Genomic DNA, 22,189 nt, shown 5'->3' with positions numbered 1-22,189 from the left:
CTAAGTATTTTTCGGACGAGAAGACTCGCGCGTTTTTGGGGAGAGTTATGACCGAGGCCACCGCCTTCAGTGCAGGCACCGCAGCGCCGGGCAACGGCCATGCGCTCCGCCGCAACGTCGCGCTCGCGATGCTGTTCGTCGTCGGCACGATCAACTTCGTCGATCGCCAGCTCCTGTCGGTGCTTGTCGAGCCGATCCGCGCCGAGATGAATTTCAGCGACACGCAATTCGGCCTGCTCACCGGCTTCGCCTTCGCGCTGTTCTACGCCGCCGCCGGCGTGCCGGTCGCGATGGTCGCCGACCGCTGGAACCGGGTGAAGCTGATCGGAATTGCTTGCGTCGTGTGGAGCGGTTTCACCGCCGCCTGCGGCATGGTCTCGAACTTCTGGCAACTCGCGCTGATGCGCTTTGGCGTCGGCGCGGGCGAGGCAGGCGGAACGGCACCGTCGCTCTCGGTCATCGCGGATTATTATCCTCCGGCGCAGCGGCCTTTCGCGATCGGTGCCTTTACCTGCAACGGCCCGTTCGGCGTATTCGTCGGCGCCACCTTCGGGGCATGGGCGGCGGCGAATATCGGCTGGCGCAACGCGTTTGTCGTCATCGGGATCGTCGGCATATTGATCGCGCCCTTGTTGATCTGGCTCGTGCGCGAGCCCGCGCGGGGCCAGATGGACACACACAAGCCCGCCGACGAAGCCCTGCCCTTCAGCCAGAGCCTCGCCATGTTCATCCGCCGCCCCTCGCTGCGCATGGTGATGATCGGCAGCGGGCTCGCCGCCTTCGTCAGCTATGGCATGCTCAACTGGATTCCCGCCTTCCTGATGCGGACCCAGAAGATGCCACTCGACGCGATGGCAACATATTTCGGCCCGGCCGCCGGTATCACCTTCGGCGTCGGCATCCTCGGCGGCGGCTGGCTCGTCAGCCACCGGGCGAAACGGTCGGCACGCGCCTATGGTTCGATCCCCGCGCTCGCAACGCTGGTGCTGATCCCGACCTTCATCGCCGCGCTGCTCGTCGACAGCTGGCAGCTGTCGCTCGCCCTCATGCTGGTCCCGATGGCGGCGTGCACCGCCTATGTCGCGCCCGCCTTGGCTCTGGTGCAGAATTTGACGCCGCCGCGCAGCCGGGCGACCGCCGCCGCCGTGCTGATGCTGATGTTCAACATCGTGGGCCTCGGCCTCGGCCCGCTGTTCGCCGGGATCGTCAGCGACAGCCTGAAGCCCGGATATGGCGACGACAGTCTCAGGTGGGCGCTGATGGCGCTGATGCCCTTCGCCGCCGCCGCAGGCCTCGCGCAGTTTCGCATGACCCGCTACCTTGAGAAGGATTTCGCCGAATGACCAGCGTCGCGGGCAAGACTGCGTTCATCACCGGCGGAGCGAGCGGGCTTGGGTTCGCCACCGCCAAGGCGCTGGCTGCCAAGGGCGCATCGGTCATCCTCGCCGATATCGATGGCACAGGCGCCGAAACTGCGGCGGCACAACTGCAAAGCGAAGGCGCGAAGGCTCTCGGCCTCCGGCTCGACGTGACGAGCGAGGAAAGCTGGGCCGCAGCGGGAGAAGCGGCACGCGATTTCGGTGCCGTCCGCATCCTGTTCAGTAACGCCGGCGTCGGCGGCGGGTCGGGGCCGTTCGAGGAATATGACACCGACGTCTGGCGCTGGAACTATGCGGTCAACGCGCACGCGCATCTTTATGCCTGTCGCACCTTTCTCGGCGACATGAAGGCGAGCGGCGAGCCGAGCCATCTCGTCATCACCTCGTCGATGGTCGCGATCGTGCCGCCGCCGATTTCGGTCGCCTATATCAGCTCCAAATACGCCACGCTCGGTATCGCGATGGCGCTCCGCAACGAACTCGCCGAAAGCTGCGTCGATATCTCGGTGCTGATGCCCGGCATGTCCGCGACGCGGATCGTCGAGACGACGCGCGACTTGCGCCCAGTCGAAAACGAGCTCGGCAAGGCGGCGGCGACAAGCCAGGCGATGCAGGGTGTGCTCGCCGGTGGCATGGACCCTGCAAAAGTCGGTGCGCGCGTCGTGCAGGCGATCGAAACCGGCGAATATTGGATCTTCACCCACCCCGAATGGAAGGCGATGGCCGAGCTGGTGACGCAGGACATGCTTTCTTCCTTCGGCCCCTCCGCCGACCCGGAATACCGGGGCGACGACATCGATGGGCTGATCGCGGCCAACGGCGGTCGCATGTTCGGCGCGAAAGCTTAAGGAGAGCATCATGGCAGAGCAGGACGACATTCGCGCGATGGCCCAGCGCTTTTTCGACGCGATCGAAGCGGGCGACATCGAAACGATGCGCGAAAGCTTCACGCCCGATGCCGAGATCTGGCACAATACCGACGAGCTGATCGTCACGCGCGACGAGACGGCGCAGACGCTGACCGGCATGGTCGCGCGGATCAAGGATCGCAAATATGCCGACCGGCGGCTCACCACCTTTCCCGGCGGCTTCGTCCAGCAGCATGTATTGACGGGCAAACGCGTCCACGACGATGGAGAGGTCCGCCTGCCCTGCGCGATTGTGTGCAAGGTCGAGAATGGCAAGATCACGCGGCTCGACGAGTATTTCGACAGCGCGCACGTCGCCGAATTCCGCAAATTCGCGGCGGCGTGATGATGAGGTTCGTCATTGCAAGCGGAGCGAAGCAATCTCCAGCTATCGGCCTAGCGCTGGACCGATAGCTGGAGATTGCCGCGTCGCCTTCGGCTCCTCGCAATGACGAAGGTTCGAGTATAATTTTTCAGGAGTATCCCATGCCCGTCCTGCGCCAGGTTCCCCGCTCGGAGGTCACCGACGAGACCGTCCTCGCTTACTACAACCGCCTGTTCGGCGACCGCGACCCCGTTGCCGAACCCGGCACCGCGACGGGCACCCCCGGCGACTGGTGGACGGTGTTCGCGCTGTCCCCTGACATCTTTGAACATGCGGTCAAAGGCTTTGCCGTTTACCGCAACCCGGCGCGCACGATCGATCCGGTGCTGCGCGAACTCGGCCAGACGCGCGCGGGCTGGGTCAAGGGCAGCCAGTTCGTCTTCTCGCAGCATTGCAAGTCGCTCCGCGGCCTTGGCGTCAGCGAAGAGAAGATCGCCGCCATCGCACACTGGACCGTTGCCGACTGCTACAACGATCAGGAACGCGCCGTGCTCGCCTATGCCGACTGCCTGAGCCAGGCCGGCGGACGCGTGCCGCTCGAGATATTCGACAAGCTCAAGAGTTTCTGGAACGATGAGCAGATTTTCGAATTCACCTACATCACATGTCTGTACGACATGCACGCGGTGATCACCCGCGCGCTGCGCATGGAATATGACGCGCGCGAGGATCCGATCGTCGAGATCGCGGCGCCCGAGGGCTTCAGCGCCGCCGACTTCCTCAGCGCGCCGCGCCCCGCCCAAGGGTGATGGATTATGGCGTGCCCGAGGCCGTCGCGACGGGCCTTCGCTTTCCCGAAGGTCCGGTGCCGATGGCGGACGGATCGGTGCTGCTCGTCGAGATCGCGCGCGGGACGCTGACGCGCGTTGCGGAGGACGGCAGCCTGACGGTCGTCGCCGAACTTGGCGGCGGGCCGAACGGGCTCGCGATCGGGCCCGATGGCGCGGCCTATGTCTGCAACAATGGCGGGTTCGAGTGGATCGATGCGGGCAGTCTGCTCTTTCCCGGCCATGCCGCGCACGCTGAGGCGTGCGGGTCGATCCAGCGCGTCGACCTGATCACCGGCGCGGTGACGACGCTCTATGACGGTTTCGAAGGCGAGCGGCTCAAGGGACCGAACGACATCGTCTTCGACGCTGACGGCGGCTTCTGGTTCACCGATCATGGACAGGTGCGCGACACCGGCCGCGACCATGGCGCCGTCTATTATGCGGCGGCCGACGGATCGAAGATCAGCCGCCAGCGCGCCGACATGATGGGGCCGAACGGAATCGGCCTCTCGCCGGGCGGCACGACACTGTACGTCAGCGAGACAATGACGGCGCGCGTCTGGGCGATGGACATCTTGGCACCCGGCACCCTCGCGCCGCCGCCGCCCTGGGCGCCCGGCCGCTTCGTCGGAACCCCGCCCGCCTTTCGCCTGCTCGACAGCATGGCAATCGAGGAAAGCGGACGCATCTGCGTCGGCACGATGGTCGAAGGCGGGATCACCGTCTTCGATCCCGACGGCGGCGGTTCGGAATTCGTGCCGCTGCCCGATGTCGGGATCACGAACATCGCCTTCGGCGGCGCAGACCGGCGCGACGCCTATATTACGGGATCGACGACCGGCACGCTCTATCGCGTCCGCTGGCCGCGCCCCGGGTTAACCGTCAACTAAATTGACGATTGATCCGGATGATGATAAAAGGATCGGGAGAGGACAGGATGAAATTCTATACCAGCGTCGGCCCCAACCCGCGCGTCGTGAAGTTGTTCATGGCCGAAAAGGGTATCGAGATCCCGGAGATCACCGTTGACCTGCGCGGTGGCGAGAACCGGCGCGCACCCTATAATGTCGAGGTGAACCCCGCCGGACAGACGCCCGCGCTCGAACTCGACGACGGCGGTTTCCTTTGCGAAGTCACGGCGATCTGCGAATATCTCGACGAGCGTTTTCCCGATCGCACGTTGATCGGCTCGACCCCCGAGGAGCGCGCGAACACCCGCATGTGGACGCGCCGTATCGACCTCAAGATTTGCGAGCCGCTGACCAACGGCTTCCGTTTCGCAGAGGGGCTACCGCTGTTCGAGCAGCGGCTGCGCTGCCTGCCCGAAGCTGCCGAGGGGCTGAAGGCTACCGCACAGGATGGCATCAAATGGCTCGATCCGCTGATCGCGGGGCGGGGCTATGTTGCGGGCGACACGCTGTCCCTCGCCGACATCATGCTGTTCGCCTTCCTCGATTTCGGTGCGTCGGTCGGTCAGCCGATCGACCCCGCCAATACGAATATTCTCGGCTGGTACGAGCGGATGAAAAGCCGCCCCAGCGCCACCGCAAGCTGAACGACAAGGAGATGGATGATGGCTGCAGAAAATAGCGAGTTCGAATTCTGCGGGGTCAATCACCTCGCACTCGTGTGCAAGGACATGGCGAAAACGGTCGAATTTTACCGCGATACGCTCGGCATGCCGCTGACCAAGACCATCGACCTGCCCGGCGGGCGCGGCCAGCATTTCTTCTTCGACATCGGCAATGGCGACAGCCTCGCCTTCTTCTGGTTCCCCGAAGCGCCCGAAGCGGTTCCCGGCATCTCGGCCCCCGCGGCGCTGCCGACGCAGGGCAGCTTCGTATCGGCGCACGGGTCGATGAACCATATCGCGATCAACGTCCGCGCCGACAAGTTCGACGAATATTACAACCGCCTGGTCGAGAAGGGCATCAACGTCAGCAAGGTGCTGAACCACGACGATAGCCCGATGCAGTCGACCGACGAACTCCACCCCGGAGTCTTCGTGCGTTCGGTCTATTTCTTCGACCCCGACGGCGTCTGCCTCGAATTCGCCGCATGGACCAAAACCTTCGACGAAAGCGACGTCGCGCACGACCCGGTGCAGGCCGACGGCACCAAGCGCGAAGGCCTCATCACCGGTCGCACCCCGGTGCCCGCCGAATAGACAGTCCCGAAAACACCATGCTGAACTCCTCCTGGACCCGGTCTTTTGGCCGGGTTCTTTTTTGGCGATGGTGGGTTCCGACCGATAGCGGAATGGTAGTTTCAGATTGCCCGGCACTCGAGAGCTGCCATTCCTCTTGCACACTTTCGGGGCAACTGCCGCCCACAATGCTGCGCTTCACGGATGAGGCGTAGTCGCCCCGAAAAATTGAACGATCCCCACATCTCTTGTAGCTCTAGCGGCGCATCGTGCAGTGCGGTAGCGACATTCCATGGATCTCTATTCCCTCGTCAAAACGTTGCATATTGTAAGTGCGACGATCGTGTTCGGAACGGGGATCGGCATCGCCAATTTCATGTTCTTCGGAAGTCGCAGCCGCGTTCCGGTCGAACGCGCCTTTGCCGCACGCATGACGGTGAAGGCGGATTTCCTCTTCACCCTACCTGCCGTGATCGTCCAGCCGCTGACCGGCGTATGGCTGGTGTGGCAGGGCGGCTTCCTGTGGGACGATTATTGGCTGGTCGTCACCTATGGTCTCTATCTGCTGGCGGCGCTGTGCTGGGTGCCCGTTGTCTTCATCCAGATACGCATGAAGGTGATGATGGAAGCGCACGCGCGAGGCGAGGCAATTGACGAAGCCGCCTACGAGCGGCTGTTTCGCAAATGGTTCGTGCTGGGCTGGCCCGCTTTCGGCGGACTGGTCGTCATCTTCTGGCTGATGGTGACCAAGCCCACATGGTAGCGCGCATCCTGATCATCGGCGGCTATGGCAATTTCGGCACATATATCGCGCGGACCCTTGCCAATGACGAGAGCATCCGCCTGCTGATCGGTGGACGATCGGCGGACAAGGCACATGCGTTTTCGGCATCGCTCGAAGCCGCCAATGCCGCCGAAGGTCATGCGATCGACATTGATGGCGATCTCACCGAAGCGTTGGGTCGTATCGCGCCCGACATTGTCATCCACACCACCGGACCTTTTCAGACGCAGGATCATCGCGTCGCAAGGGCATGCATCGCGCAGGGCTGTCATTATCTCGATCTCGCCGATGCTCGGGAGTTCGTGGCGACGATCGACCGGCTCGATGCCGAGGCGAAGGCGAAGGATGTGCTGGTCGTTAGTGGTGCCAGCTCCGTCCCCTGTCTGACCGCAGCCGTGATTGACGCCTATCTCCCGTCCTTCGGACGGCTGAAGGCTGTCGATTATGGGATCAGCGCGGCGCAACACACCAATCGAGGTCTGGCAACAACCTCCGCTGTGCTGAGCTATGTCGGCAAGCCGATCGAGATGCTGCGCGATGGTGCGATGAAAACCGTCTATGGCTGGGAAGATACGCATGCCGTCCGTTACCCTGGTCTTGGCACCCGTCTATTCGGCAACTGCGATATCCCCGACCTGACACTGTTTCCCCAACGCTATCCCACGCTCCGATCGATGCGCTTTTGCGCCGGGCATGAGTTGAAGGCTCTCCATATCGGCACGCGTATGTTGGGCGTGCTAGTACGGTTGCGGGTGATCGGATCGCTCAGCGACCATGCCGGATCGCTGCTCAAACTCGCTTTCGCATTCGACCGGTTCGGGTCCGGGCGAAGTGGCTTCCACATGTTCATGAGCGGCCTAGGTCATGACGGCAACCCGCTGGAGCGACGCTTCTGGATTGTCGCGAGGTCGGGCCACGGGCCCTACATTCCTTGCATGCCGGCGATCCTGCTGGCCCGGCAGTTGGCAAGAGAGAGGGTTAGGAAACCCGGCGCAAGGCCCTGTGTCGATCTGATTGATCTCGACAGCTATCTTGCGGCGCTGTCAGATCTCGATATCGAGATCAATCGAGACGACATCGAAGCCTGAGGTCTCAAAGCAACCGTTCAGCTATCGCAATGATCCGACGGTTTCCGATTTCGAGGACGGAAAATCACCCCTTCGGGAGCCCTTCAATTCAACCTCAAGCCGAAGAACATTACGGGCGCGACTGCAAGATTGCCGGCGCGATCTGACGATTCGCGACTTCACGCAATACAAAGCTGCTGCGGATGCGGGCGACGTGCGGCAGGACCGACAATTCCTTGCGATAAATCATATCGTAATCCTCGAGCGACTGGACGTTCAGGATCATCAGAAAGTCGGTGTCGCCCGAGACGAAGGCGCAAAAACGCATCGAAGGGCTCTGCAATACGGCCCGTTCGAAATCCTGCAGGACATTTTCGGCCTGCGATACCAGCTCGATCGAGACTACCACGAGCGTACCATATCCCAGAGATCGCACGTCGAGATTCGCCGAATAATGGGTGATGTAGCCGGTTTCCTCCAGAATCTTGCGTCGTCGCGCCACCGCTGTGCTGGAAAGGTGCACATTGTCGCCCAGCCATACATCCGATGCGCGCCCTTCGGCGACGAGGGCACGCATCAGACGAAAGTCGGTATCGTCAAGCTCGTGCTGGACGGGACGGCTTCGCGCCGAATCGAGCCAGTTCGGTCGGCCGGGCGGCAGATCCATATTGCTTTGCACCCCTTTTTTTGATTTCAAGGCCATAATGGCTAAAGCCTCCGGAATTTCAAACGAAAGAGGGGAAAAGGATCAATTAATTCGATAGCAGCCCGTCGAACCACCCGGTATCGCCAATCGGCATACCCGCCGGAATGTCGGGTCTGGGCCGGCTTTGCTTGCCGATTTCAGCCTCGATCCGCTTGGGATCGGACAGCGTGCTTGCCATCGACAGCAGCCACAATCCTTCGTCGCTTTTCCGCTGCGTATTGGCGAAGCCGCTCGCAATCTCCTTGATGAAACCATCGAGCACCGCCCCCACATCGGCCGGAGTCGCCGGATCGCGCGAAGTGGCTGCGATCGCCAGCAATGTCGTCTGCGAGACGCGCCGCTCGACGACATGGTCGTGCGCACCGATAACCGGCCGCAGCTTGTCGAGCAGTGCCATCACCCCGGGCTGTGCCGGATCATAGCCATGCTGGATGTGCAGGCGCGTCAGGCGCGCCGGCGCGAGCAGGCTGTCGAGCGTGACTTGCGCCGCCACCTGAGCGGCCACCAGCGGATCGAAGACCGCCGATCCGGCGCCGAGGAACAGTTCGGGCGCCATTTCGGCATCGCGGCGGGCACTCGTTCCACTCGACAGCATCATCGACAGCGCAGCCGGCACCGTCAGTTCACGCTCGGAAAGGCTCGCCACCATCGCGTCGATCGCGGCGATTTGCTCCTGCGCCGGAACCGGGCTCGGCGCCGGCTTGCCATCGCCGACCACGGCGTAATCGTAGCGCACACCGCCCACCAGCTTGCCGGTGGCGTCGATCGAATAGCGATGGAACAGCCAGATCGGCACGAACTTGCGGCGCAGGTTCGCAAGCGGTTCTCCCGGCTGCAACACATTCGGGCCGAAGGTCTGTAAGGCGATGCGGCGTACCGCCATCGTATGCGCGAGGTCAGCGGGCGTGTCCTGCCCCTCGGTCCACATATTCACACCCGGGACCGCCAGATCCGCGGCGCGGCCGTCGATGTCGGTCCCAAAGACGATTCCCGCCCTCTGCGCCGCGTCGGCCTTGGCCGTGGCATCGGCGTCGGGATCGGCACCGGGCGCAGGCTGGCCGTAGAGCCAATCGACGGTGAACTTGTCCCAATTGCCGATGCCGGACGCATAGGCATCGCTCAGGTCCAGCTTGCCATTATCGATGAGGACCTTCGGCCCTGGATAGTCCATCACCGAGGCGCGGTCCTGCAGGCTGGCCTTGAAATTATGCACGAAGCCGAGCGAATGGCCGACTTCATGCGCGCCGAGCTGGCTGATGCGCGACAGCGCCGCGCGCACCGGATCGTTCGAACCACCGCTGCCATTTTGCGCGGTTCCGACTAGCCCTTCAAAGATCGTGATGTCCTGCCGCACGCGCAGCGCGCCCAACACCACATTGCCCTTGATGATCTCTCCGGTCCGGGGATCGATGACACCCCCGCCATAGGACCAACTGCGATTCTGCCGGTCGGTCCAGTTGACCATATTGTACCGCACGTCCTGCGGGTCGGCGCCGGGCGGCAGGGTTTCAACCTTGAAGGCATCGATAAAGCCGGCTGCGTCGAAGGCGTCGGCCCACCAGCGGACGCCATCGGCGAGCGCGGTGCGGAGCGGCTCGGGGGCGGCGCTGTCGATGTAGAAGATGATCGGTTTTTTCACCGTCGAACGCGCGGCGGTCGGGTCCGTTTTTTCCAGGCGGAAACGGTTGGCATATTCGACCAACATTGGCGAGCCAAGCGGCGTGCCATAGTCATAGATCTGCGTCGCGTGCGCCCCCGAGCGGATGTCGAACCGGCGGGGCACATATCCAGGTTCGGGCAAGGCCACCAACGAGGAGTGGACGGTAAAGCTGACCGCACGGCCGTCGGGCGCCAGCGTGTCGAGTTCGCGCCCTGCCGTGTCGGCGACGAAGGTCTGCACCGTTTCCAATTCGATGTTGCGCGGGAAGACCTTGACCGATCCCGTATCGACCGCGCTGAGCTTTTCCGAAAGCTTGTAACCCTTGGCCTCTGCCCCGATCGCCCCGGCCAAGTCCATCGCGTCCGTCATCAAAAATGGAGTCAAATCGACCTTGACCGGGCCTGCGACGGGGGCATCGCCGACGATTTCAAGCATAGCGACCGTGCTGAACGGAAAGCTGGCGCGCGCGCCTTTGGCAACGCCCGCGTCCCCGGTCGCACGGTAGCGCGGGTTTTCGAAAACCACCGCGACCTTGCCGCCCAAACGCCGGAAAGCGAGCACCTTGGTGTCGCCCTGCATACCGCGGTCGATGCGGATCGCAGCGGAACCCAGCCCGGTCTTGATCGCCTGCGTGAACAAATAGCGACCCGAAACGCCATCCGCGTCGGACGCGGGCAGGACCAGCAGAACCTTGCCCGTCTGCGCGTCCACTTCCACCGGCAACAACGCGCCGTCGGGCGAGGCGGTCACGCGAACGGGCGCGGCAAGTACCGCGGTTCCCGGTGCCAGCCCCAGCGCGGTTGCCGCGAAGAGCAGCTGCTTGGCCAAGCGCTTGTTACGCAATGTATTCGTCATAGGAATTGGACCCCTGTTCCTGGACCGATCGGCGGCAACAACGCATCGGGATGACACGAAGAGACTTGGCGAGACTAACAGATATCAAAGAGCAGCATCCCCGAACTTATCGGTCGGCAAAAGGCTTTATGTGATGAATTCCGGCGCGATAGGCGTGACTTGTGCAGAAATTCCATTTCATCCTGATTGGCTGCGTTGGCTTTGAGTGCGCAATCGGGGTGCTGCGCCGCATTTTCGAATCACTCTGCACAGCGTTGATCGTAAATTGCGCCTCCAGCCAGAGTCGCACATGATTTTTATGCAGATATGGCTTTTGAAGACAGAATCAGTCATCATTTGACCCGATATGCTTGATCTTTCGTGAGATCGCCCACCCGCTTCCCGCTAGGATCGCCAGTGTCCGGCAAGGAGCACCGAAGGCCACGGGCCAACGGGCACTTCCGGCAAATGGTCCTCGCAATTACTGCGGGGGTGGGTCGAAACGATGGGAAAACAGCGGGGCGGATTCCGCTGACCGGCACCTCGCCGGTGTGACCAAGCTCGTACCTTCCATTTTCATGGGGTGGGACGCCTACGGCAGACAAGGTTCAGGCCGCAGGGAGCTTAACGATGCATGGGGTCACGTATAAAAGCACGACAGACGGGGCGCGGACTTCAACCGCAAGAGACAAATCGCGAATAGCGACCATCAAGATACTGCTGGCTTCGGCGGCGCCGTTGCTCTCGGTCGCGCCGACCATGGCACAGGAAATACCGGCACCCATCGACGAGATCGCCGAGGACCCGACGAGCAGCATCGTCGTTACCGGTTCGCGCATCGTGCGCGACGGCTATAGTGCGCCGACCCCTGTCGCTGTCTTGGGTGAAGCCGATATCGCGGCACAATCGCCGGCCAACATCTCCGATTTCGTCAACCAGTTGCCCGCGATTGCCGGAAGCGGCACTTCGGGCACCGCATCTGGCGGCCTTTCCAATGCCGCTGCGGGCATCAATTCGATCGGCCTGCGGGGTCTCGGCGTCGGACGCACGCTGGTCCTCGTCGATGGCCAACGCTCGGTCGCTTCCAGCGTGGGCGGCACGGTCGACATCAACACGATCCCGCAGGATCTGGTCAAGCGCGTCGAGGTCATCACCGGCGGCGCCTCGGCCGCTTATGGTTCGGACGCGGTGGGCGGCGTCGTCAACTTCATCCTCGACACCGACTTCGATGGCGTGAAACTTTCCGCCGACACAGGTATCTCGACCTATGGCGACGCCTTCAACTACCGCCTCTCGGGGACAGCCGGCTTCTCGCTGCTCGACGACCGGCTGCACCTTCTGACCAACGTCTCGTGGTTTCATCAGGACCGCAAGGAAGGAATCGACCGCGACTGGAACGACAGCGGCTATTTCCAGATCAACAACCCGGCCTATGACGGCACCAACGGCCAGCCCCAACGCCTGGTCGGCGGCGGGATCGGTCCGTCCGGTTATACGACGGGGGGCCTGATCTCCAGCGGCCCGCTGCGCGGCACCTACTTCCTCGGCGAAGGTCAGACCGCGCAGCTGACCTATGGGACGATCGCCGGCCCGTGGATGATCGGCGGCGATTGGCAGACGACGCTTGCCGGTCACGTCGGCACGAACACGCTGGTGCCGCTGGACGAACGCCTGAGCCTGTTCCAGCGCGTGGGTTTCGACGTGACGCCCGATATCGAGATCTTCGGCCAATTCTCCTATAACCGCTCGGTCAGTGCCAGCTCTTACCAGCAGACGCCGAGCACCGGCGTTTCGATCCTCGCGGACAATGCCTATCTTCTCAGCCAATACCCGACGATAGCCGCGCAGATGGCCACGCAGAATCTGGCCTCTATCACGATCGGTACCTCCAACGCGGGCTTCCCGATTCCGGGCAGCAACAACAAACGCGAGGTGTATCGCTTCGTCGCCGGCGCGAAGGGCAGCGTCGGCCTGTTCGGATCGTCGATGTCGTGGGACGCCTATTACCAAAAGGGCGTGACCAAGACGCGCGAAGAGCTGACCAATACCTGGTTCAACGCGCGCATGGCGCTGGCGCAGGACGCCGTCTTCGCGGCCGATGGCAGCATCGTGTGCCGCTCCACCCTGACCGACCCGGCCAACGGATGCGTCCCGATCGATCGCCTTGGCACGGAAGGGCCGTCGCAGGAGGCGCTCGACTATATCTACTACGACGGATTCCAGCCGTTGCGTTACCAGACAATCAAGCAGGATGTCGCGGCCGCCACCATTTCGGGCAGTCTCTTCACGCTCCCGGCCGGCGACGTCGCCTTTGCAACGGGCGCCGAGTGGCGCCGCGAGCAGATCGACGGCGAAGTGGACCCGGTCCATAACTCCGGCTGGCTCTATGGCAATTACCGCGTCAACCAAGGCAAGTATGACGTCTATGAGGGCTTCCTCGAACTCTCCATCCCGATATTCGACGGAATGAACCTGGATGCCGCCGCGCGTGGCACCCATTATTCGACGTCAGGCTGGGTCGGCACGTGGAAGGTCGGGGCCAGTTATCAGATATTCGACGCCCTGCGTCTGCGCGGCAACATCAGTCACGATATCCGCGCGCCGAACCTCGACGAACTGTTTGCCGCGGGGACCGCGCGTACCAACTCGGTCATCATCCCGGCCGGCGCAAACGCCCCGGTCACCGGATCGCAGCAATTTGTCCAGAACGCCTTCGGCAACCCGGACCTCAAGCCTGAGGTAGCTGACGGCTGGACAGTTGGCGCCATCTTCACACCGTCGTTCCTGCCGGGCTTCAGCGCATCTTTCGACTATTATTCGATCGATATCGACGACGCGATCGGTTCGGTAACGGCGCAGCAGACGGTCGATCTATGTTATGATCAGGGCATCGCGGCCTACTGCCCCAACATCAAGTTCGTGAACGGTGCGCTCAGCACGATCGACCTGACGCCGATCAACTTTTCGACCCAGAAGACCCGCGGCTTCGACATCGAGGCGAGCTACTCCACGCCGGTCGGTCCGGGCAATCTGCGACTGCACGGCCAGGCGACGCACTATATCAAGAATGTGATCGACGACGGCATCAGTTTCCCCGTCGACTATGCCGGGGTGCTTTCGGCGGGAACCTATAGCTCGCCCGACTGGGCCTACCGCCTGAGTGCCTTCTATGAGATCGATCCCGTCACCATAAACCTGGTCGCGCGCGGCTTCACCAGCGGAGTCTATGGCAACGACTGGATCGCGTGCGACGACGACTGCCCCGCCAGCACGTCGCAGTTCCGCACGATCAACAACAACCACATCGATGGCGCCACCTATTTCGATGCGTCGATCGACTTCGAGTTCGAGGCGATGGCCGGCACAGGCCACCTCACATTCATCGTGAACAACCTGCTCGACAAGGAGCCGGTTCTGGTCGGCAACGGACCCGACGGCAACAATGTGCCCGCCTATGCGCAGACCAACCGCAGTCGCTTCGACGTCGTCGGCCGGTCGTTCCGCGTGGCCGCCAAGATCGAATTCTGAACGAGAAGAAAGGATTATCCGCGAGATGAGAATATTCGCCCGCGCCGTCATCGCCGTTGCCTTGAGCACGGTCGCCGTCCTGGCTCCGATCGCCGCCGCCCCGGCCCACGCCGAGGCCCCCAAGTCGCTCAAGAAGGAGGTCGCGGCTGAAGTCGAAGCGCAGCGCAAACAGATCCAGGTCATGGTCGACCAGATCTTCAGTTTCGCCGAGCCCGGCTTTCAGGAGATCAGGACGTCCGAATATCTGACCGACATCCTCGCCAAAAACGGATTCACCATCACCAAGGGCGTGGCGGACATCCCCACTGCCTTTACCGCGATCTGGGGTGAAGGCGGCCCCAAGATCGCGCTGGGCAGCGACATCGACGACGTCCTCGGCGTCTCGCAGATGCCGGGCGTTCCCTATCTCAAACCGATGATCGAAGGGGCGCCGGGGCATGGCGAAGGCCATAACTCGGGCATGCCGATGATGGTGGCGGCAGCGATCGCGACGAAGAAGGTGATGGAAAAGCACGGCATCAAGGGCCGATTGATGCTTTGGCCCGGGGTCGCCGAAGAATTGCTGGCGACCAAGGCCTATTATGTGCGCGCCGGCATGTTCAAGGATGTCGACGCCTCGATCTTCGGGCATGTCAGCAACGATTTCTCGACCGGCTATGGCGAGATGGGCAACAATGGCCTGATCTCGGTCGAATATTCCTTCAAGGGCAAGACCGCGCATTCGGCGGGGATGCCGTGGGAAGGGCGCAGTGCGCTGGACGCGGTCGAGATCATGGACGTGGCGTGGAATTTCCGGCGCGAACATCTGCCGCTGACCCAACGCTCGCACATGATCATCACCAACGGCGGCGGCCAGCCCAATGTGGTGCCCGATAAGGCCAGCATCTGGTACTTCTTCCGCGAGCGCACCTTCGACGACATCCGCAAGCTCTATGAAGTCGGCAACGACATTGCGAAGGCCGCGGCGCTGGCCACCGGCACCACGATGACCCAGCAGACGCTGGGCTATGCGGCGCCCAATTTCGGCAACAAGCCGTTGGCCGAGGCCGCCTTTGCCAATATCAAGGCGGTCGGCATGCCCAAGTGGAGCGCCGACGATCAGGCCTTCGCGAAGGCGGTGCAAAGCTTCAACAATCGCAAGATCGAACCGCTGAAGGACGAGGTCACCCCGCTCTCCACCCCGGAAAGTCGCAAGCCCTCGACGGGCGGCGGGTCGGACGACATCGGCGACATCATGTGGGCGGTTCCGACGATAACGATCCGGTACCCGTCGAACATCCCCAACATGATCGGCCATAACGCGATCGCGGCCATCGCAATGGCGACGCCGATCGCGCACAAGGGTGTGGAAGCGGGCGCAAAGGCCGTGGCGATGACGGTGCTCGACCTGCTCACCACACCGAAACTCATCGCCGATGCAAAGGCCTATTTCAAGGATGTCCAGCTCAAGACCGACACCTATGCCCCGATCCTGACCGACGAGGACGTACCCGCGATCTGGCTTAACGAACGCAACATGGCGCTCTACCGCCCGTTGATGGAGAAATATTACTACGACCCCTCCAAATATGACACCTACCTAGACCAGCTGGGGGTCAAATATCCGATGCTCGAAGGCCCGGCGGAGTGAAGGCGCGATGAGCATGGACCGCAGGAAGCGCGGGCTTCGCCTCGGGGTGGTGCCCATGCTGGCCAGCGCCCTTTTGGCTCCAGCCCCCGCTGGTGCGGCAGCGACCCCCGCGCTCAAGCAGGAAGTCCTCGCCGAGGTGGAGGTGCAGCGCAAACAGATCCAGGTCATGGTCGACCAGATCTTTAGCTTTGCCGAGCCCGGCTTTCAGGAGATCAGGACGTCCGAATATCTGATCGCCATCCTCGAGAAGAATGGCTTCAAGATCGAGCGCGGTATCGCCGGTGTTCCCACCGCCTTTACCGCGACGTGGGGCGAGGGCGGCCCCAAGATCGCACTGGGCAGCGACATCGACGGACTCGTCGGCGTCTCGCAGGTGCCCGGCATCGCCAAGATCAAACCGCTGACGGAAGGCGGGTCGGGACATGGCGAGGGGCATAATTCGGGCATGCCGCTGATGGTCGCCGCCGCGATCGCCGCCAAGCATGTGATGGAAAGGCACGGCATCGAGGGCCGTTTGATGCTCTGGCCCGGTGTCGCCGAAGAACTTCTGGCGACCAAGGCCTATTATGTGCGCGCCGGCGTGTTCAAGGATGTCGATGCCTCGATCTTTGCCCACGTCAACACCGGCTTCGGCACCGGATGGGGCAATCTCGGTCTCACCGGCATGATCTCGGTGGAGTATGAATTCCAGGGCAAGACCGCCCACTCCGCTGCCTCGCCATGGGAGGGCCGAAGTGCGCTCGACGGGGTCGCGCTGATGGACGTGATGTGGAATTTTCGGCGCGAGCACCTGCCGCTTTCGCAACGATCGCACAATGTCATCTCCAACGGCGGCGGCCAGCCCAACGTCGTGCCCGACAAGGCGAGCAGCTGGTATTATTTCCGCCAGTCGGACTTCGCCTCGCTGCGCGACCTGTATCAAACGGGCAACGAGGTGGCCGAGGCCGCGGCGCTCGCGACGGGTACCAAGGTCACCCGCAAGATACTGGGCTTTGCCGCACCCAATTATGCCAACAAGCCGCTCGCCGAGGCGCTCGATGCCAATATCAAGGCGGTGGGCATGCCGCAGTGGTCCGCTGCCGATCAGGCCTTCGCGAAGGCGGTGCAATCCGAGAACCGGTTGAAGGTGCAAGCCCTGCCGACCACGGTCGCCCCGCTTTCTACGCCCCAGACGCGCGGAGGGGCCAGCTTCGGCGGGTCGGACGACATCGGCGACGTCATGTGGACGGTGCCGACCGTCACCATCGGCTATCCGGCCAACATCCCGAATGTGATCTTCCACCATTCGACCGCCGCGATGGCGATGGCGACGCCGATCGCGCACAAGGGCACGGTGGCAGGCGCCAAGGCAGTCGCCATGACGATCCTCGACATCGCCACGACGCCCAAGCTGGTAGCCGATGCCAAGGCTTGGTTCCGCGACGTCCAGCTCAAAGAACAGGCCTATGATCCGCTGATCGCGCCGACCGACATGCCCGCGATCGATCGGAACACCCGCACGATGGCCCAGATTCGGCCGACGATGGAGAAGCAATATTACCAGCCGGACAAGTATGACAGCTACTTGCAGCAACTGGGCATCGATTATGAAAATCCGGATCGCGAAACCCCCGGGGAAGAGAAGTAGCGCCCGCAGCACCGACCGATCGGCGGCCGGGATCAGGCGCCAAACTGCCGTAGCGCGGTTGACCTACTTCGATTGCCGCTCGAAACTAGCTGCGAGGTTCGTGGCCGGCATCTGCGAAGCGGGAGCAAACAGCGGCGGACGCGGATCGAACGGAACTAAAGGAACCCGATTCAGCATCGCGGTTGACGGAAACATCGCGGTCGGGCCTCTTAGACGGTGAGAGGAGCGAAACGACGGAACGCGAGGCGCTAGCCGATTGGGTGGGACGCGAGATCCTGCCGCACGAACGCGACCTGCGGCTATGGCTGCGGCGACGGCTCGTCGCAGCAGCCGACGTGGAGGACATCGTGCAGGAATGTTATTGTCGCCTTGCCCAGCTCGATGACGTCGCGCACGTCACGACGCCGCGCGCCTATCTGTTCACCATGGCCCGCAACCTGGCGCAGCGGCATCGCAAGCACGCACGGGTCGTCCGGATCGAAGCGCTGGCGGAAGCCTTCGATGCCGAACCGGAAAGCGACCAGCTCTCGCCCGAACGGTTCGCCGCCGCACGTCAGGAACTCGAACGCGTACAGGCAGCGCTCTCGACCCTGCCCGAGCGCGCCCGGCGGATTTTCCTCATGCGTCGGGTCGAAGGGCTGACCCAGAAGGAAATTGCGGCGGCGATGGGCGTGAGCGAGGCGGTGGTCGAGAATGACGCGAGCCGCAGCCTGCGCGCGATCCTGAAGCTGATCACCGAGCCCGAACCCGAGCGGGAGAGATTGTCGGACGGAGGTGCTGCGCATGCGCGATCACGCTGAAGAGACCGCCGCCGCCTGGGCGCTGCGTCATCCGCTCGATGCGGCCGAACGCGCCGAACTCGATGCATGGTTGGCGCAGGATCACCGCCACGCCGGTGCGCTGCTCCGCGCGCAGGCGGGGTTGAGCGTGATCGATCGTGCGGTGACGGGAGGCGCGCCGATCGACTCCGCATACGCCCCTCCCCCGGCAGCCCCGACGCGGCGCTGGCTGCTCGCGGGCGCCGCCGGCGCGATGGCGGCGGGGATTGCCGGGATCGTCGCCTGGCCCCACCTGATGGTCGAGCGCGTGACAACCGCACGCGGCGAGATCCGGCGGCTGCCGCTCGCCGATGGCTCGGTCGCGACCATCGACACCAGCAGCAGTTTGCGCGTCGCCATGGTGGACGACAGCCGCCGCATCGCGCTCCAGGAAGGACAGGCCTGGTTTCAGGTCGCCAAGGATCGCAAGCGCCCCTTCGTCGTCGATGCCGGCATCGCCCAGGTGCGCGCGGTCGGCACCGCCTTCTCGGTGAGCCGTACGAACAGCGGCGTGCGCGTCGCCGTCACCGAAGGGAGTGTCGCCGCCTGGCCGACCGACAGCGGCGGGACGATGACGATTCTGGAGGCGGGGCAATACGCCATCTTCCGGCCCGGTGCGGCAGCGCCCGAAGTCGCGACCGAGCCCGCCGCGATCGAGCGATCGCTGGCGTGGCGCAGCGGCGAGATCTCGCTGGAAAACGAGACGCTGGGCAGCGCGGTCGAGCAGTTCAACCGGTACAATCGCCAGCAGCTGGTGATCGCGGACCCGGATCTGGCGGGCCAGCGACTGGTGGGGCTTTTCCAGATCGACCGCCCCGCCGATTTCGCTGCGACGTTGGCCGCCTCGCTCGACGTCGCCGTCACCACCACCCCCGCCGAGATCCGGCTGGCGCGAAAAAAGAACCCGCTACCCTGACGGAAATCCGCCGGCGCGGACTCTTGTTATCAAGAGCGTACCGGAAATAGGGCGCCCGATAAAAACGGGGAGGATCGGATGACGCACGCGCGTATTCATTTGCTGGTGACTGCCGCCGCGATCATATGCGGCGTGGCTTCGCCCGCCGAAGCCACCGCGCAGGTCCGACGCTTTGACGTACCCGCGCAGCCCGCGCGCACCGGTATCCCGATGTTTGCGCATCAGGCCGGCATTCAGGTCCTGGCTCCCGCGGCCCTAACCGAAGGCTTGCAGGTCAATCGCGTCAAGGGATCGATGGAGGTTGCCGCGGCGCTGCGACTGCTCCTGTCCGGCACGAATCTCGTCCCGGTCAAGGTCGGCAACGCCTTCGTGCTGAAGCGCCGCGCGGTGGTCGCGCAGCGCCACCTCGCCGCCGCCCCGCAGGATCAGGCAAGCGGAGCGCAGGCTTCCGCGCAACAATCCGCCGGTCCGGCAGTGGACACGCCAGCCGGCGAGGACATCGTCGTCACCGGCATCCGCGCGTCGCTCCAGGAATCGATCGACGTCAAGCGCGAAGCGCAGTCGATCGTCGACGTCATCACCGCTCAGGACATCGGCAAGATGCCCGATCAGAACGTGGCGGAAGCGATGAGCCGCGTGACGGGCGTCCAGATCAGCCGTCGCGAGGGTGATGGATCGAACTTCACCGTGCGCGGGATTTCGCAGAACCGGCTCGAGATCAACGGCCGCAACTATATCGGGCCCGGCAACGGCGGCAACGCGGCGCTGGAATCGGTGAGCCCCGAGATCATCTCCTCCATCCTCGTCATCAAGTCGCCCACCGCCGACATGCCGGAGGGTGCGCTCGGCGCGACGGTGAACCTCAAGACCAAGCGCCCGCTCGACCTCAAGGACTTCGTCGCCGCCGGACGCCTCCAGGGCGCCTATGCAGATCAGGCCGACCATGTCGGCTATCGCGGTTCGGCGATGGTCTCGAAGAGTTTCGGCGAGCGATTCGGCCTGCTCGCCAGCATCGCCTATTCGGACACGAAGACACAGGGCCATTCGTTCGATGCCGGCGGCTGGACGCAGACCGCCGCGATCGACGGCAATGGCGACGGCGTGGACGATCCGGGCCTGTACCGCCCGAACCGCTTCATGGCGCGCATCTTCAACCGCGCCGAACAGCGGCTGACGGTGAACGGCACCGCACAGTGGCGCCCCACCGACACGCTCGAAATCATCCTCGACGCGACCTTCAACCACCTCAAGCGCCAGCGGAACAGCGTCAATTACCAGGTGCTGTTCAACAACAATGACACCGATGCGATCGTGAACGAGAGCGATACGGTCGTCGCCGGCACCTTCACCGGCGTGACCGTCAGGCCGCTGATCTATGACGAGCCCACCGACCTCAAATCGACCCTGCTCGGCGGATCGGTAAAATGGGAAAGCGACCGCGCCCGCGTGAGCTTCGACATGTCCTATGCGCACGGCAAAGGCAGCGACGGCGGGCCGGGTGCCTCATTCACTTATGTGGTCGTGCCGCGCGCGGGAAACACGGCGAACGCGAGTTATGATTTCAGGGGCGGCAATCCGGTGCCGGACCTGTCGATCGATGCCAATTTCAACCCGAACGACCCGTCGCAATATCAGCTGATGTCGATCTTCGACTATGACGCGGTGACCGAAAACAACGGCTATGACGGGCGGCTGGACTGGGAGTATCAGACCGAGTGGGGCATCCTGTCCTCGGTAGAGACCGGGGTGCGCTACGAGCGCGTCGAGCTGCTCGCCGCCGATCCGCAAAACCTGCCCGTCGCCGCCAGCCTGCTCGCGGCCGGCGATGCGAACGGCGACGGCATCCTGACCGTCGACGAGTTACCCGGGCTCAGCTACGGCAAGGACTATGGTGCCTTTTTCCCCGGCTCCGACGGCACCTTTCCCCGCGATCTCCTTGGCGGCTCGCTCGATAAATGGGCCGCGCGCGACGCGCTGGGCCTCGCGAGGCCCGATCCCTACGACACGACGATCACCGTGGGCCCGACTTCGATAAAGGACGTCAAGCAGGATACGCTGGGCGCCTACGTGAAGGGCAATTTCGAAGGAGAAATCGGCAGCCTGAGTTATTCGGGCAACGCCGGTGTGCGCTATATCAGTACAGCGCGCGCGACAAAGGGATTTCTGTCTCCGACCGCTACGACCATGGTCAAGGCCGACTTCAGCTATTGGCTGCCCAGCGCAAATCTGTCGATCGACTTCAACGACGATCTGACGCTGCGCCTGGCCGGGGCGGAGGTCGTCGCCAGACCGGGTCTCAATCAGGTCAGCGCGAGCTTCGTGCCCAACACCGTCAGCATGACCGGCTCGCGCGGCAATCCCAATCTCCGGCCATTCGAGGCGACGCAATTTGACGCCACGCTCGAATGGTATTTCGCGCCTTCGAGTTCGCTCACCGGTGCCGTCTTCTACAAGAAGGTCGATTCCTTCACGGTGAACACCGTGACCCGCGAGTTCATTCCCGGTTTTTCCGAGCGGTTCGGATTGTTCGACATATCGCAGCCGCAAAATGGCGAAGATGGCGACATCAAGGGCTTCGAGCTCGCCTATCAGCATGCCTTCCGCTTCCTGCCGGCGCCGTTCGACAATCTCGGGATCCAGGCGAACTACACCTATGTCGACAGCTCGACGCCGCTGGTCGATGCCATCACCGGCGAGCGCCTCCCGCTTCCCGGCTTGTCGCGCGATAGTTACACGCTGATCGGCTATTATGAGGACGACACCTTCTCGGTGCGCGCGGCCTATACCTATCGCAGCAAATATCTGAACTCGGTCGGCGGCGCAGCCAGCGGCGGCAACACATATATCGCCGCGCGCGGTCAACTCGACGCATCGGCGCAGATCACCCTGACGCCCAATCTTCGCCTGACCCTCGAGGGCATCAACCTGACCAAGGCGATCGACCGCCAGTATCTGGGCGAACCCGATCGCCTGACGTTCAGCGCACAGGAGGATCGCAGGATCTTCTTCGGCGTGGCCGCCAGCTTCTGAT

17 protein-coding genes are annotated in these 22,189 nt (G+C 63.3%); 15 read left to right on the top strand and 2 right to left on the bottom strand.

The genetic code is table 11. The features are described 5' to 3' along the window. The first annotated feature begins 47 nt into the window (after positions 1–47). The 9 genes from HDC29_RS05885 (at position 48) to HDC29_RS05845 (ending at position 7,460) form a co-directional block, all read left to right on the top strand. Entirely contained in the window at positions 48–1,343 is a 1,296-nt protein-coding gene (locus HDC29_RS05885) for an MFS transporter (RefSeq protein ID WP_179495300.1), read from the top strand. Then, on the top strand, positions 1,340–2,227 hold the full coding sequence (locus tag HDC29_RS05880) for an SDR family oxidoreductase (protein ID WP_179495298.1): 888 nt from the start codon (positions 1,340–1,342) through the stop codon (positions 2,225–2,227). Before HDC29_RS05885 ends, HDC29_RS05880 begins: the two co-directional genes overlap by 4 nt. A gap of 10 nt (positions 2,228–2,237) precedes the next feature. Next, positions 2,238–2,633, top strand: coding sequence for a nuclear transport factor 2 family protein (locus HDC29_RS05875; RefSeq protein WP_179495296.1), 396 nt, complete (start codon positions 2,238–2,240; stop codon positions 2,631–2,633). Between the two features lie 140 nt (positions 2,634–2,773). Next, the gene (locus HDC29_RS05870; RefSeq protein ID WP_179495294.1) at positions 2,774–3,421 is read left to right on the top strand and encodes a carboxymuconolactone decarboxylase family protein; all 648 of its coding nucleotides are present in this window, start codon (positions 2,774–2,776) and stop codon (positions 3,419–3,421) included. Further along, complete coding sequence (locus tag HDC29_RS05865) at positions 3,421–4,332, top strand: SMP-30/gluconolactonase/LRE family protein (RefSeq protein ID WP_179495292.1); 912 nt, start codon at positions 3,421–3,423, stop codon at positions 4,330–4,332. The genes HDC29_RS05870 and HDC29_RS05865 overlap by 1 nt, the downstream gene beginning before the upstream one ends. A gap of 47 nt (positions 4,333–4,379) precedes the next feature. Further along, complete coding sequence (locus tag HDC29_RS05860; protein WP_179495290.1) at positions 4,380–4,997, top strand: glutathione S-transferase family protein; 618 nt, start codon at positions 4,380–4,382, stop codon at positions 4,995–4,997. Between the two features lie 15 nt (positions 4,998–5,012). Then, complete coding sequence (locus HDC29_RS05855) at positions 5,013–5,609, top strand: VOC family protein (RefSeq protein ID WP_179495288.1); 597 nt, start codon at positions 5,013–5,015, stop codon at positions 5,607–5,609. 271 nt (positions 5,610–5,880) lie between these two features. Beyond that, complete coding sequence (locus HDC29_RS05850; RefSeq protein ID WP_179495286.1) at positions 5,881–6,351, top strand: DUF2269 domain-containing protein; 471 nt, start codon at positions 5,881–5,883, stop codon at positions 6,349–6,351. Then, complete coding sequence (locus tag HDC29_RS05845) at positions 6,345–7,460, top strand: saccharopine dehydrogenase family protein (protein ID WP_179495284.1); 1,116 nt, start codon at positions 6,345–6,347, stop codon at positions 7,458–7,460. The genes HDC29_RS05850 and HDC29_RS05845 overlap by 7 nt, the downstream gene beginning before the upstream one ends. A 109-nt stretch (positions 7,461–7,569) precedes the next feature. On the opposite strand, the gene HDC29_RS05840 is transcribed toward HDC29_RS05845, so the two are convergent. Together HDC29_RS05840 and HDC29_RS05835 are read right to left on the bottom strand one after the other, a co-directional pair. Beyond that, positions 7,570–8,142, bottom strand: a complete 573-nt coding sequence (locus tag HDC29_RS05840) for an Lrp/AsnC family transcriptional regulator (RefSeq protein WP_179495282.1) — start codon at positions 8,140–8,142, stop codon at positions 7,570–7,572. 49 nt (positions 8,143–8,191) lie between these two features. After that, positions 8,192–10,660 (bottom strand): zinc-dependent metalloprotease, encoded by a 2,469-nt coding sequence (locus tag HDC29_RS05835; RefSeq protein WP_179495280.1) that lies wholly within the window; start codon positions 10,658–10,660, stop codon positions 8,192–8,194. A gap of 738 nt (positions 10,661–11,398) precedes the next feature. Between HDC29_RS05835 and HDC29_RS05830 the strand changes: the two genes are divergently transcribed. The 6 genes from HDC29_RS05830 to HDC29_RS05805 all read left to right on the top strand — a co-directional run bounded on the left by HDC29_RS05830 (position 11,399) and on the right by HDC29_RS05805 (position 22,188). Further along, complete coding sequence (locus HDC29_RS05830) at positions 11,399–14,167, top strand: TonB-dependent siderophore receptor (RefSeq protein WP_257018064.1); 2,769 nt, start codon at positions 11,399–11,401, stop codon at positions 14,165–14,167. Positions 14,168–14,192: 25 nt separating this feature from the next. Then, a complete protein-coding gene (locus HDC29_RS05825; RefSeq protein WP_179495276.1) occupies positions 14,193–15,797 on the top strand; it encodes an amidohydrolase in 1,605 nt (534 codons plus the stop codon). Between the two features lie 7 nt (positions 15,798–15,804). Then, positions 15,805–17,424 (top strand): amidohydrolase, encoded by a 1,620-nt coding sequence (locus tag HDC29_RS05820; RefSeq protein ID WP_179495274.1) that lies wholly within the window; start codon positions 15,805–15,807, stop codon positions 17,422–17,424. A 260-nt stretch (positions 17,425–17,684) separates the two neighbouring features. Beyond that, positions 17,685–18,224 (top strand): RNA polymerase sigma factor, encoded by a 540-nt coding sequence (locus tag HDC29_RS05815; RefSeq protein ID WP_179495272.1) that lies wholly within the window; start codon positions 17,685–17,687, stop codon positions 18,222–18,224. Next, positions 18,208–19,158 carry a FecR domain-containing protein gene (locus HDC29_RS05810; RefSeq protein WP_179495270.1) on the top strand — a complete coding sequence of 317 codons (951 nt, stop codon included), beginning with the start codon at positions 18,208–18,210 and terminating at the stop codon, positions 19,156–19,158. Before HDC29_RS05815 ends, HDC29_RS05810 begins: the two co-directional genes overlap by 17 nt. 78 nt (positions 19,159–19,236) lie before the next feature. Beyond that, positions 19,237–22,188 carry a TonB-dependent receptor gene (locus HDC29_RS05805; protein ID WP_179495268.1) on the top strand — a complete coding sequence of 984 codons (2,952 nt, stop codon included), beginning with the start codon at positions 19,237–19,239 and terminating at the stop codon, positions 22,186–22,188. Position 22,189 lies beyond the last annotated feature (1 nt).

The organism is Sphingopyxis sp. JAI108 (assembly GCF_013410105.1).
Classification (GTDB): Bacteria; Pseudomonadota; Alphaproteobacteria; order Sphingomonadales; family Sphingomonadaceae; genus Sphingopyxis; species Sphingopyxis chilensis.
The sequence above is the reverse complement of the archived record's forward strand: the minus strand, read 5'-3'. Positions and strand labels throughout refer to the sequence as shown.